The following is a 12,822-nucleotide window of genomic DNA, read 5'->3' as shown; positions in this document are numbered from 1 at the left end:
CAGATTTGTAGGCGGGATGCTCTATTTCGTTCACCAGGTAGCTGCTCAGACCATCTTCGGCAGGTCAGTTACCCATAAATTCTGCGGAAGAACCTTAACTATAAGCATAAAATCAAGCTTCAAGGACCGTGTTTGCACATATCGCAGATAATATCCAAGTTTGGCTGGCAAAATCTCTTCAATGTAAGCCTTGTCAGGATTTGCGGCAGCGCCCAGAATGTCATTTTCATCCTTGTATTCAATAGATGCAAAATCAGTTATTCCAGGTGGTACAGAAAGTACAATCTGGCGAGTATCTTCAGGATACATTGCTACGTACCTGGGAACTTCTGGCCTGGGACCGACCAGACTCATCTCGCCTTTGATCACATTCAGGAGTTGTGGCAACTCGTCAAGTTTGTATTTGCGTAAAAAAGTGCCTGATTTTGTGATTCTCGGATCATTCCCCACTGTGATTTGACGTCCCTTGGCTTCGGCATCAATGCACATGGTGCGGAACTTGAGTATTCTAAATGGTTTTCCAGACTGCCCGACTCTTTCCTGACGGAAAAACACAGGGCCTTTTGAATCGAGTCTGATCCAGATGGCTATAATTAGCATAAAAGGAGCTAGTAGCAGAAATCCTGGAATAGTAAAAAGAAGATCGAATAACCGCTTTGCTAGCATGCCAGAATCTCTTTAACAGCCTGGATGACGCGCTGTTGGTCTTCCTCGGACATTTTAGTATATAGTGGCAGACTGACAGCCTGCTCAAATCCACTCTGGGCATTAGGAAAATCCTCCGGCTTAAGTCCGTATAGATCCCGCCAGTACGGATGGAGGTGCAGTGGTATAAAATGTACGCTGCAGCCGATCCCTTTTTCAGCCATTGCCCCAATGAAACTATCTCGGCTGATACCAGCTTTATCATGAAGGCGAATGACATAAAGATGCCAGGCATGTGTGTCGTTATCAGGCGCATGTGGAGGCAACGTCAATGGCAATCCATAAAAGGCAGAATCGTATGTGGCGGCCATCTGGCTTCGCTTCTGCTGGAAAGCTTTGGCTTTCTTAAGCTGATGAATGCCAAGCGATGCGGCAATGTCGGTCATGTTGTACTTAAAGCCAGGGGCAACTACTTCGTAATGCCAGGCAGGCTTTATGGATGTGTATCGATCAAAGGCATCACGGCTAATACCGTGCAGTCTCATTATACGACAGCGCTTGGCCAACTCAGGCGAGTGGGTTACCACCATGCCACCCTCGCCGGTAGTAATGGTTTTTGTGGCATAAAAGCTGAACACGGCAGCATCACTTTCAAGTGCACCGATCAATTTGCCGTTGCAGGTAGTAGGGAGGGCATGGGCAGCGTCTTCAACCACCTTCAGATTATGCTTACGCGCAATTGAAAATATGGCCTGCATATCGCATGACAGGCCTGCAAAATGCACCGGGACAATGGCTTTCGTGCGGGATGTAATGGCAGCTTCAATTTTCGAGGGATCGATATTAAAAGTGGCTGCATCAATGTCAACTAAAACAGGATCCGCTCCCAAGTAACGAATTACCTCAGCTGTTGCCGTAAAAGTATAGGGCGTTGTAATCACCTCATCACCAGCTGTTATACCTACGGCTTCAAGAGCAAGATGCAACCCCGCAGTAGCAGAATTTACGGCAATTGCCTCACTGTTGTTACCAATGAAAGCTGCAAAATCCTCCTCAAACCGTTTTGTTTTGGGACCGGTGGTCAACCAACCAGAGCGGAGAGAATCAAGTACTTCATTGATTTCATCTTCACAGATATCCGGTAGGGCAAAGGGAAGAAAACTCATGATTAGTTCCTTGGCGAATATGCATTAATTAGATAGGAATTTCTGTTAAAACATCATGCTTCTGATGGTGACTCACCAGCTGCTTTCGCAGTGCGCTCTGCCAACCAAGTTTCAATCACAGAGGGATCATAATAGTTTTTTTGAACCAGTTCATTCTTGAAATATTTCCTATCGAGCTTTCTGGTGTCACCTATAATCTCAGCAGGGTTCCCGGATACAATAGAGTAATCAGGAATTGATTTTGACACGATTGCCCCTGCCCCGATAAGGCACCCTTTGCCGATGGATACGCCCGGCATGATAAGCGCTTTTGCACCGACAAAGGTGTATTCACCAATTGAAACAGGCCCGCGTTGATAGCCGATCCGCTCATCTTTTTCAAAGTAGATATACTTTTCTCCAAGTAGCCTGACGGCCAAGTGGCTTCCGTGGGTAAATATGCCCACCCAGGCCCCGATCTGACAGCCCTTTCCGATTGAAATGCCGTTGCTGGCATCCAGTATGCTGTGATGCCACACCCAGGTATGGTCAGCAATATCCAGCTGCTTTTTGTCAATGATTACTGCGGTGGAACTTATCCGTGTGTATTTGTTAAACCTGTTGGTGCGGCGGTTTAAGAAGCCATATACCATAAACGGGCGGTGCAGTATCCCAAACAGATTCATAAAAACAGATATTAAATAGCCAATTGGAGATACATAAATCTGCTTTAACATGTTTAGACCTTATTATTCGCAATATTTTCAATGAAAATGACATAATTGGGGTAAATCGTACCGGTGTCAAAAGTATGTGCACACATCAGTAGATTGTTGTGCATATTTTGCAAAAGTTCTTTGTCCAGGTGTAACAGCTTGATTGCTTGCGCCAGAGAGTCTGCATCTCCAGCTGCGTATTGGACACCAAGTTGCTTGTCGGCAACCAATTCTCCCCAATCTTTATCAAGCGAATTCACTACAGGTAGGCCAGCTGCCAGACAATCAAATGCTTTGACAGGCATCGAAACGGTAGAAAGACCACGATAGGTGGAGAGCGCAATATCACAGTGTTTGTACAATGCATTCAGCTGATCAACCGGCAAGATCCCAAGGTAGGTTATATTGTCAAGTTTCTCACCTCTGATTACATTTGTTATCATAGTGCGTAATGGTCCTTCTCCAACGACAAGTAATTGAACATGGCATTGTGTCTTTTTGAGAATACGGGCAGCTTCAATAAGTGTTCTTATGTCATAGTTTATTCCAAGTGTACCTGCATAAATCACCCAAGAATGCTCGGGAGTTTTTATGGGCAGCTCAACATTTGCCAACGCATTACTATTTCTAAGCGATTTATAAAAGTCATCTAAATTGATCCCCAAATAAAATACATTGCCAGGCGTTTCTGGTGCTGCATTTAATGCCAGATTAAGATAATTTTTTGATACAGCTACGATGCCATCTGCCTGCCTAAGAAGCCACGAGCGTTTTCTGTAGAGTGGCGCAAAGAGTATGTTTCCAAGCCATGATAAAGGGCGAGGAAGTACTAGATGGAAGAGCTCAGGCCACAAATCCAGAATATCAACGACAAGCTTGCAACCTGCACTTTTAGCATAGGCGACAACGTCAGTAGAGGTAAAGAGTGCGGGGTCGGCTATAACAAGTACATCTGGAGATGAATAGGCTTGTGATAACTGAACAAAATTACGTGCAAATTTTTTTTCAAAACGGATTCTTGCAAGTGAAATATTGTGTGAATATGCTGTTGAGGGGACCAAGTGGACCTTGAATTTTGAGGAGACATCCCTCACTTCAAATCCCGTAGTTCTAAATTGTTTGGTTCGGTGTTCAAAATTAGCTACCCACCAGATAGCTTCGTGCCCAGCCTTTTCTAATGCATGCGCCAACATTGTTGAACGATAATCTCGCCAGCCTTCACCTGGCAAATTACCGTATGGATTGACAATCCAGACTTTCATTTGGTGGTTGCGTCGTTTTTTGCTGGCTGACACGTTCTATAGCACGGATATAGAAGCTTGCGCAGTGTTGTGACAAGAGGGGCGAGTACATGATACCGTTCCAGCATATATCTGATATAGGGGAATATAAAAGCGCTGGCTGTTGAGTATAGCACCCCCGCACCAAGAGCGCGGCGAACAACAAAAATTTCCTTTGATCTTGCCAAAGAAGCCCCGCTTGTAAGGCCTCCAAGGCGAAAGACACTGATCACTTCGTTACGTATTGAAAATTTAATACTGTTTCTGATTTGCGCATAGAAAAGCTGCTCGCTCGTAAAACGAAAGGATTCAGGATACAACCCGAACTTGTTGTGAACTCTACGGTGGGCAACAACTGATTGATGGGGCCATACCGAATCTGCTGTTGGATGGCATGCGTAGGCTAGCTTTCCGTACATGTCAACAACGTTTTGTCCGAATACAATCAGGTCGTCCTTGGAATCACGAATTGAGTCTAAGTGGGTACATGCACCTTGTTCAAGCGTATCACCTGAATTAATAACTATAATCCACTGCCCGCTACTGCACGAGATGCCAATATTTTGAGCGTGGTACACCCCCTTCTTTTCATCAAGCCGATACACAGTAGGGGCAGATGCATCGCCCAGCATGTTTCTTATGCACTCAAAGCCAAACGGCTCATCACTACCATCAACTATAACAATCTCACTTGATTCAGGTAACTCTCTGCAGATGGAATTAACAGTCTGCTGTAATTCTTCGGGATTGTTTCTGGTTACAATCACAAATGAAAAACTAATTTGTTGTGGATCATGCAGGTCTGCAGGGATATTGGGTAACATATTAGTCATAGCTTGTGCTTTAAACCGTCTTGGGTAGTTACTTTATATGTATGCTTAGCACCCAAAATTCTGGATTTTAGCTTGCGTCTGTATTGTGGGGGGATCAGGTTCAAAAGTTTTGACCGAAAGATCATTATCTTAAGCAACAGCTCTTCAGTCAGTGACAATCTAGCTCGTCTGTTGTCGTTGAAGTCAGTGCATAACGTACAGATCTTTCTATAAGCGCAGTTTCTCCATTTGCCTTTGATAATGCCGTTTAATACGTTAAAAGAGTCTGTTTTGGTAGCATAAAAACCGTCAAAGCGGTCTGACCGAATTGTTCCGTTGATTTCAAAGTCCCAAGCACTCTCACCAGAAACCAGCAGGTCCGATAACACTGATTTTCGCCATAAGGACATAACGGTTGAGGTACGGTAGATAGTCCCGGCAGATACACGGCCAAAATAATTATTGCACGGTAAGTCTGCATGAATAGTGGGATTCAGGCGTAGATAGTTACCGTCTCTCGCTATAAAATCGTTTGTCATTTCAAGAACCAGAGATGTGTCTACATGCTGTAACAAGAAGAGGTCATCTATCCAAATAAGCACATACTGCTCTTGAATCAATGTAAGTGCGTACTTGAGGTTGTCGGACCATGATACATCTTCGCCAACCAGCAGAGTTTTTACACCAGGCACAGAATACTCTTTGGTGTTGCTAATGAGATAGGTATTGAACGGGCAGTCAGGCCAGAAACGTGAGTAAAGCTCGAAGAAAGGAGACCACACATCGGAGTAGTTATCACAAGAAACAACCAGAACAGCCGTTTGCTGGTCTGACTTGTTCATTTTTGTACCTATATTATTTAAAGTCATAGCTAAATATTCTCATATCAGTAGCTTCCGATATACTGCAAGTGTTTCAGTCGCACATCGTTCCCAGGAAAACTTCTGAATTCTCTTTCTTCCAGCCTCGATGAGGGTATTTCTCAGAGTTGGGTCATTGGCCGTACGTTCAATGGCAGCCATTATTTCACCTGTACTCGTTGGATCAAAATATTGACCGGCATCTCCAACAACCTCGGGAATGGAGCTTACATTGCTACACACAACTGGGCAATCATATGCCATCGCCTCAAGTGGGGGAATACCAAACCCCTCATAGAGAGAGGGGTAAACAAATAAGCACGCATGTTTATACAGACCTGCAAGCATAGCGTCTGAGCCCGACAACTGGCAAACGCTATTTTCCTCGAAGCAGAGTTCCTTAATCAGCTCCTGCTCTTTAGCTGAAAACGGTCCGCCGCCGAAGCAGACAATACGATACTTTTTATGCAAATCAGGCGATAAAGCCACTGCCCTCAAAAACCTTTCAAAATTTTTATATCCGGTCCGCATCCCAACATAAAGCAAATATGGTGAAGTATCTCCCAGGTGACACGCTTCTATCTGGTGGGTAGTGAGCTTGAATCCCAAATGTATAACCGTTGTTTTTGCAGGATCAACGTTAAGCAGGTTGATCAAATCACTCTGTGTTTGGTGGGAGATGCAGATGATATGGTCTGCACGTGCAACTGCAGTAGCTTTCATCTTGCTTGTGGGGTCTGATGCTGAAAAATACTCAGGGAAAATCTCATGAATCATATCAAAAACTGTGAGTACGATTTTTGCCCCCTGAGGTGCTCTTCGCGTATAGGAATAATAGGTTTCATGCACTATGTCAGAGGTGCTAAACTTTAATAAACAACCGTTCACAAGTGAGCCGATTGGGGGTAAAATTATTCCCGAACCTTTAAATTTATTTATAGCAAAACCAACTATATCAATGTCTGATTCGGCTTGTTTCAAGTATTTGTTTACGTGCGCTGGTGCAGATACAGTAGCTTCAGTATTAGGCCTCATAGTAAGTTCTTTAGCAAGCTCAACAAAATAGCGCGAAATCCCTCCGTAGGCCTGTAAGCAAAATATTTGATGGTCAAAGACTACTTTTATTTTCATCATTTCAGCTGGTGTTCCGAACGTCTGTAGTGGTCAGACATCATTTTTGAGCCAAGTTTGCGCCTGACATAAAGTGCCGTAGGTATACTTAACCGCGATGTTAGCAGTCGTGACAAAGACAGGTTTTTGATGTGCTGATCCGTAAAGACCTGCAGGCCGTGTATGTTATAATAACGCAAGCCCAAGAGTTCTGCCATTACCTCCATGGTAGATCTCTGAAAAAATGAGATATGTTGGCCATTGCTTCGCGCATAGTACCACCAATCCGGTGGTGGTGGGAACTCACCGGAATAAAGTTCAGTACTGAAAATTAAGGTTTTGGTACCAAATTTATTCAGCGTTTCAGTAATGAAACTGACAGGATCCGGTAGGTGTTCAAGCACCTCAAAAGCTGTTACCGCAGTGACAGGGGGTTGAGCTTGGCTACTCTCAAAGCCTCTAGCCATAAGATTTTGGCAATATTTATCTTCCCAGTAAAAATCAAAACCGAAATCTCGCATAAGGCGAACCAGCAAGCCATATCCACCAGCAAAGTCGATATAAGTTCCTCTCGGGTCGAAGGAACAGTAAAGCAAAGAAGCCAATTTAATTGATGTTGATATATTTCTCATCACTAAGCCGGTGTCGGTATCGACTATTGCATCACTATACGCTTCCTTAAGCCAGTAAGGTGTTTCGGTGTGCAAAAAACCACATGTTTGACAGCGATAGTAAGCAACATCATATTTATTTAGTATTAGGGCATTGAAGCTCCATTGCCCTTCAATGCCGCAGATAGTACATTTCATTAATTTGATCCAATACGGAGTCTATTCATGACAAACCTAAATTTTCTCAAGATCCGTCTTCCAACAGAAGGCATAAACATTGTTTTTACTGTAAAGTTATCAGCTTTGTAATGAGTTAAAAAAAGCTCTGGGTGTGTTAGGGGAAAGGGCATAGGGGATACTGACATGTTTGCGTAGGGAGTGACTCCTTGAGTATGAGTGGCATCACTACCGAATCCGATGTTTGATATCAGGTTTACAGATGGTATGATTGAAACCATGTTGTTGATATAACTTGCAAAATCCACTTGATAATCCCAGGTGTCAATTTTGCCTTCGTAGACAGTCTGAAAGATGTCAGACCAAAATCTACATTCACGCTGATTGGGTATTACCGACTTGAGCCATTCTTCAGCATTGATTGTTGGCCACAATTTAATATCACGGTCATAATGCTTCCAGGCTCTCCGCCACGAGGCCCAACCCCATATGTGATTATAACGCGTAAAATAGTAGCTTGCATTTGTTCTTTTTTGACTAAATTGAAAATTTGCTCCGCAAATCATAAAAATACGTTCATCATGTCGATATTTTTCTAGCAACTCCTCACAAAACCGGAAGAACGTTGGGTCAGGCAGGCAATCATCCTCTAAAACAATGGCCTCTTCAACCTGTTCAAACACCCAATCAAGCCCACTTGACACCCTCATCTTACAACCAAGATTTACATCGGAGTAGTTTTTTAAAATATCACAGGGCCAGTCAACAGTATCAATAATCGCACGTACGGCCTGGCACTTTTCTTCCTCTTCTGGTCTGTCTACACGTGGACCATCAGCTACAATCAGCAATTTAGGAGGACGTGCGCGTCTAATTGCTTCGAAAACCTGTTGGGTCGTATCGGGGCGGTTGAATACCAAAAAGGCTACAGGTGTTGTAAGTTGGAAATCATTTATCATGGCGAAGGTATATGGATATCATGGAACTGATCGTCAATTCGTTTGGATAGTACATTTATCCACTTACAGGGGGTCTTACAGACAAAAGAGTGAATTTCAAACGGCTCAATCACAAATATGGCCCCTGGTCCAACCGTGAAGCTTTTATTAGCACCGCCGTTGATTTCAGAAATAGTAATTTCAATATCTCCCTCAATTATAAAGAAAAGTTCACGTGTTTCTTTGTGGTAGTGCCCACCGCGCACCTGATTAGCTGAGGTTTCTACAAAGTTTATCTCTTCCCAGTGCCCTGAATTTACAATGCCAAGGAAACTGCCTCTGCTGTCTTCAAATTGTTTATATGCTTCAAGGTGCTTCATCTATTCTCCTTCTTTAACTTTGTTAGAGCTTCGCGGATTCCGGTGTTTCTAAACTTGAATGTTTCAAGTGACCAATCGCAGTTTAACGATAGGTTGGGGAAAAGATACTTTCCTCCATTGACAGCACTCGTTTTTTTCACCAACCTAGTTTCGAGGCCAAAAACTTCGGCATAAATGAGAGCAAAATTGTAACGTGACGTTGCTTCGCCACAGATGTGATACACAGGCCCGGTCAGGCTTTGATCATAAAGTAAAGTATCAATGGCTACTAACAAATCTTGGTAATATGTTGGTGAATATATCACGTCTGTAAAACAGTCGATCGATTGTCCTTGTGACAGCTTTTCTTTAATAAATTGTGGAAAGGCTGCTGCGTCATCGTACAGTGCACTGAGTCGAATGGTTACGAAATTGCTCCCAGCTATGCGTCGACCTTCTGTTTCTCCACATAATTTACTCTTCCCATAAACTGTCTGAGGTGATGGTATATCATTTTCTTTATATCCACCTTGTATTCCATCGAAAACATAGTCCGTTGAAAGATAAAAAATTCTGGAGGTTGAGCCAAATGCTTCAGCCACATTTTTTACTGCATTACAATTGATCTGAAAAGCGTCATCTGGGTGTTCTTCACAGAAGGCAATATTCTTGTTACCTGCAACATGGATTACCACTTCAGGTGTAGTAAGCATCGCAAGCGATCTTACAGCGTCAGAATTGGTTAAATCGCATGAGATCTGAGCAGCATTGACTGAACCGACTTTATTAGTCTTAATTAAATTATGGTGTTCGGCAAGATAACGGCTTACGATAGTCCCAATATATCCTGACGCGCCGGTTACAAGAATTTTCACTATTTATCCTTCCGGGCTTTAACCTGTTTCATAATGGTATCAGTGCCACCATCATATAACTTAAAATCATCAACTTTTATTCCATCTTTCAGCAAAGTCTCATACATTTCTGTACCGGGGAAGGGTGCACACGCAGCAAGCTGATAATTTCGGTATTTATCTTTCAGAGAGAACCCCATTTCCTTTAATAAACACATATCCCGTTTGTGAATATCATCTGTCTGTCCAGGTAAATCCTTCATCATCGTCACATGTAGCATGAGTTTTGGGTATTTGTGGCTTATGTGCCGAAGAGTTTCAACCAGTGCTTCCGATTCAAGACCTTTTTTGATATTTTTAAGTACCTGCGTATCGAATGTTTCTATCCCAAAGCGCATACCAACACATCCCGATGCAACCATTTTGTCGTAAAGCCACAATGGTGAACAGTCAAGTCGTCCCATCATAGTCCAAGGCAAACCTATTGCTTTTAATTCATCACAAAGCTGGCTTATGCGATCATTGCCAACATTGAAGGTGTCGTCATCAAAAAAAATACTTTGATAGCCATACTTGGCTATACATTCTCGAATTTCAGCGGCAATGCACTCAGGCTTACGATATGAAACCTTTCCCTGGTACATGGTTTGAGGCCAGAGACAGAACGTGCATTTAAACGGACACCCCTTGCTGGCATAAATCTGCAGCTGTGGTCTTGCAGTTGGCATAGTCGGATCATAATAGCGTGTAGCAGCCGAATAATCCCGGTAGGGAAACGGCAACAAATCCAAGTCGTCAACAACGGTAGACTCATAAATGCCAGCGCGGCGAGTACGAACCATCTCCAGGCAGCTGCGGATGTACTCGCCTTTAAGCAGATAAGTGATACTTGGGTGTTTTAAGTGAATTTTTTCAGCATGGCTTGTTAGGTGAGGACCAGCAAGGCAGACCGTAGCAAACGTCGCAACCTTTTCGGCAAACCAGATGTCTATATCTATGGTAGGGGTAGAACATTCAATTACAACTATGTCAGCCTTAAAATTTCTAACGTTTTCAAGACAGGCAGAGTATGAATACTCCTCGTCTGCAACAGCATCAATAATAGCTACGTCAAAACCATTAGATTGGAGGTTCGCTGCTGCATAGCCCATAAAAAAAGGATAGGGAGGCCCACCGTGCGGTACATCCATCGTCCATGGCCAGCGGGAACCAGCACGAACACCATACCTGATTCCTTTTCCTGCTCCGATCATTTTTTTTAATTTATTAAATCCTGGTATTTTTCTATATCTCGGATGCGATATTAACCCATCGATTTTAAAATCATTCTCCGGAGACGATTGAGCAGAACGAATTACAGGTGGATTAACAAAAAGAACTTTCATGCTATTCCTTTTAAATACGCTAAGAATTTCTCTGCCCTTCGTTCTATAGTTGCATGTTGAATGACATACTGATAGCCTTTTAAGGCTATTGCATCTCTTTCTTGCGGGTGGTCAAGATAATATCTGATTTTTTTTACAAGATCATCGTCACCATCTGTAAAAACTACGCAACCGTCGAGCTCTCTCTCTGCAGCTGAGACTCGGTCGGTAATAAGAAATCCTTTGCAGGCTAAAACCTCTAAGGTACGGAGTGTAATAACATCCCAATCAACACAATCCTGGGCCGTGCAGTTAAGGTTTATTTGAGTACTGGAATACAGTATAGGTACATCTGCCTGAGGGATCTTGCCGCGAGATAGCTTTTCAAAAGTTTTTTGATAATTAGGACGTTTCCCCCAATTTTTCCAAATTCTGAACCTAGATCTCGGTATGACCCAGTTTCCAAATAAGCCAAAATTATATCCTGTTGCAGGTACAAGATAGCGAACGGTACGTTCTTCTCCTTTTATATCACTGCCCACATAAGCAACATCAAAGGCATAACAAGCTTCTTTGGGCACAGGCCTAAAGGTTTCAACATCCACACCAAAAGGGAGAAAAATGCCACCATAACCTTCAGCTAAATGCAATTGAAGCAATCTTTTGGAAATAAATGCATACCCATCATATTTACGAGACTGGAATTTGCGAAGAACAGCATCAGATCCATCACCATAAGCGTTTTGCATATAAAGCACATGACGTCGTGCCCATTCTTTAACGGGCTCATTTTCGTTCATATATATCATAATATCAAGAGCACGATCAGGCAGATGATTGGGTGCATAAAGCTCACACCAATCTATTTCTGGCAGCCTTCTGAATGCCCTTACAAGTGATTCACCGATTAATTCATCGCCCAGCACATTACCTTTTGAATTCATAGAATTTTTGGGCCACTGAATATAAAAACCTATTTTCATGGCCGTCTCAATGTAGGGTTAGTAAGAAAATCATAGTATGTTTTTTCAAGGCCTTCACGCAGAGATGTTTTGTGACGCCAGCCAAGAGAGTGAATTTTAGTTACATCCATAAGCTTTTGTTGGGTCCCATCTGGTTTTGTGACATCCAACTCAATTCCGCCATTAAAACCAACCACTTCAGATATTAGCTGTGCAAGCTCCATGATGGTGCAATCTTCTCCAGTCCCTATATTCACTAATTCGCCTACAGCGGCAGAGGTATAATTTTCCATCAAGAACACACAAGCCTCTGCCAGATCATCTGCAAAAAGAAACTCTCTTCTTGGGGTACCAGTGCCCCAGATAACAACACGATCCAAACCATTTATTTTTGCCTCATGAAACCTACGCAGAAGCATTGGAAGTGCGTGACCATTTTCAGGATGGTAATTATCATTTAATCCATAAAGGTTCGACGGCATAACGCACATAAAATCTTTGCCATATTGCCTGTTCATAGCACTACATAGCTTAATGCCAGATATTTTTGCGATAGCATATGGCTCATTCGTCTGCTCAAGCAAAGATGTTAAAAGGTATTCTTCTTTAATTGGTTGTGGAGCCGCCTTTGGATAAATGCAACTTGAGCCCAAGAATAGTAACTTTTGAACCCCATGCCGCCAAGCAGCTTCAATTATATTGTTCTGAATCTTCATGTTACCAAGTAAAAAATCGACAGGGTATGTACTATTACCGTGTATGCCACCAACTATCGCGGCGGCAAGATAGACCGCGTCAGGGCGTTCTGACTCAAAAAAGCTATTCACTGCAATAGCGTCAAGTAAATCAAGCTCATCATGGTTCTGGGTTATAATATTGGTGTACCCATTTGTTGATAAACATCTGTGAATAGCACTTCCAACTAAACCTTTGTGGCCAGCTATAAATGTTTTTTGAAAGAGTTTGCTCATTTAAACGCCTATCTTAAG

At 42.8% G+C, this 12,822-nt stretch carries 14 protein-coding genes; all 14 read right to left on the bottom strand.

Translation table 11 applies throughout. The annotated features are described in order from the left end of the window. Positions 1-45: 45 nt before the first annotated feature. Genes B5D39_RS06700 through B5D39_RS06635 form a run of 14 tightly spaced genes read right to left on the bottom strand, consistent with a single transcriptional unit; the run spans position 46 to position 12,804 of the window. Positions 46-666: a sugar transferase gene (locus B5D39_RS06700; RefSeq protein WP_078789688.1), complete on the bottom strand. Its 621-nt coding sequence runs from the start codon at positions 664-666 to the stop codon at positions 46-48. Further along, positions 660-1,811, bottom strand: coding sequence for a DegT/DnrJ/EryC1/StrS family aminotransferase (locus B5D39_RS06695; protein ID WP_078789687.1), 1,152 nt, complete (start codon positions 1,809-1,811; stop codon positions 660-662). The genes B5D39_RS06700 and B5D39_RS06695 overlap by 7 nt, the downstream gene beginning before the upstream one ends. 53 nt (positions 1,812-1,864) lie before the next feature. Continuing rightward, positions 1,865-2,527, bottom strand: a complete 663-nt coding sequence (locus B5D39_RS06690; RefSeq protein WP_078789686.1) for an acyltransferase — start codon at positions 2,525-2,527, stop codon at positions 1,865-1,867. A gap of 2 nt (positions 2,528-2,529) precedes the next feature. Further along, positions 2,530-3,768, bottom strand: coding sequence for a glycosyltransferase family 4 protein (locus B5D39_RS06685; protein ID WP_078789685.1), 1,239 nt, complete (start codon positions 3,766-3,768; stop codon positions 2,530-2,532). Then, positions 3,765-4,619 carry a glycosyltransferase gene (locus tag B5D39_RS06680; protein WP_078789684.1) on the bottom strand — a complete coding sequence of 285 codons (855 nt, stop codon included), beginning with the start codon at positions 4,617-4,619 and terminating at the stop codon, positions 3,765-3,767. Before B5D39_RS06680 ends, B5D39_RS06685 begins: the two co-directional genes overlap by 4 nt. Next, positions 4,616-5,440 (bottom strand): hypothetical protein, encoded by an 825-nt coding sequence (locus B5D39_RS06675; protein WP_078789683.1) that lies wholly within the window; start codon positions 5,438-5,440, stop codon positions 4,616-4,618. The genes B5D39_RS06680 and B5D39_RS06675 overlap by 4 nt, the downstream gene beginning before the upstream one ends. 39 nt (positions 5,441-5,479) lie before the next feature. Continuing rightward, entirely contained in the window at positions 5,480-6,589 is a 1,110-nt protein-coding gene (locus B5D39_RS06670) for a glycosyltransferase family 4 protein (RefSeq protein ID WP_161947438.1), read from the bottom strand. Continuing rightward, entirely contained in the window at positions 6,589-7,377 is a 789-nt protein-coding gene (locus tag B5D39_RS06665) for a class I SAM-dependent methyltransferase (protein ID WP_078789681.1), read from the bottom strand. The genes B5D39_RS06670 and B5D39_RS06665 overlap by 1 nt, the downstream gene beginning before the upstream one ends. Further along, positions 7,377-8,315 carry a glycosyltransferase family 2 protein gene (locus B5D39_RS06660; protein ID WP_208610552.1) on the bottom strand — a complete coding sequence of 313 codons (939 nt, stop codon included), beginning with the start codon at positions 8,313-8,315 and terminating at the stop codon, positions 7,377-7,379. The genes B5D39_RS06665 and B5D39_RS06660 overlap by 1 nt, the downstream gene beginning before the upstream one ends. Further along, on the bottom strand, positions 8,312-8,674 hold the full coding sequence (locus B5D39_RS06655; RefSeq protein ID WP_078789680.1) for a cupin domain-containing protein: 363 nt from the start codon (positions 8,672-8,674) through the stop codon (positions 8,312-8,314). The genes B5D39_RS06660 and B5D39_RS06655 overlap by 4 nt, the downstream gene beginning before the upstream one ends. Beyond that, the gene (locus B5D39_RS06650) at positions 8,671-9,528 is read right to left on the bottom strand and encodes an SDR family oxidoreductase (protein ID WP_161947437.1); all 858 of its coding nucleotides are present in this window, start codon (positions 9,526-9,528) and stop codon (positions 8,671-8,673) included. Before B5D39_RS06650 ends, B5D39_RS06655 begins: the two co-directional genes overlap by 4 nt. Further along, positions 9,528-10,892 (bottom strand): B12-binding domain-containing radical SAM protein, encoded by a 1,365-nt coding sequence (locus tag B5D39_RS06645; protein WP_078789678.1) that lies wholly within the window; start codon positions 10,890-10,892, stop codon positions 9,528-9,530. The genes B5D39_RS06650 and B5D39_RS06645 overlap by 1 nt, the downstream gene beginning before the upstream one ends. Continuing rightward, positions 10,889-11,854, bottom strand: a complete 966-nt coding sequence (locus tag B5D39_RS06640) for a glycosyltransferase family protein (RefSeq protein ID WP_078789677.1) — start codon at positions 11,852-11,854, stop codon at positions 10,889-10,891. Before B5D39_RS06640 ends, B5D39_RS06645 begins: the two co-directional genes overlap by 4 nt. Further along, positions 11,851-12,804 (bottom strand): GDP-L-fucose synthase family protein, encoded by a 954-nt coding sequence (locus B5D39_RS06635; RefSeq protein ID WP_078789676.1) that lies wholly within the window; start codon positions 12,802-12,804, stop codon positions 11,851-11,853. Before B5D39_RS06635 ends, B5D39_RS06640 begins: the two co-directional genes overlap by 4 nt. Between the last annotated feature and the right edge of the window lie 18 nt (positions 12,805-12,822).

It is taken from the genome of Trichlorobacter thiogenes (assembly GCF_900167465.1).
Classification (GTDB): Bacteria; Desulfobacterota; Desulfuromonadia; order Geobacterales; family Pseudopelobacteraceae; genus Trichlorobacter; species Trichlorobacter thiogenes.
Note: the sequence above shows the minus strand (reverse complement) of the source record. Positions and strands in the feature narration are given on the sequence as shown.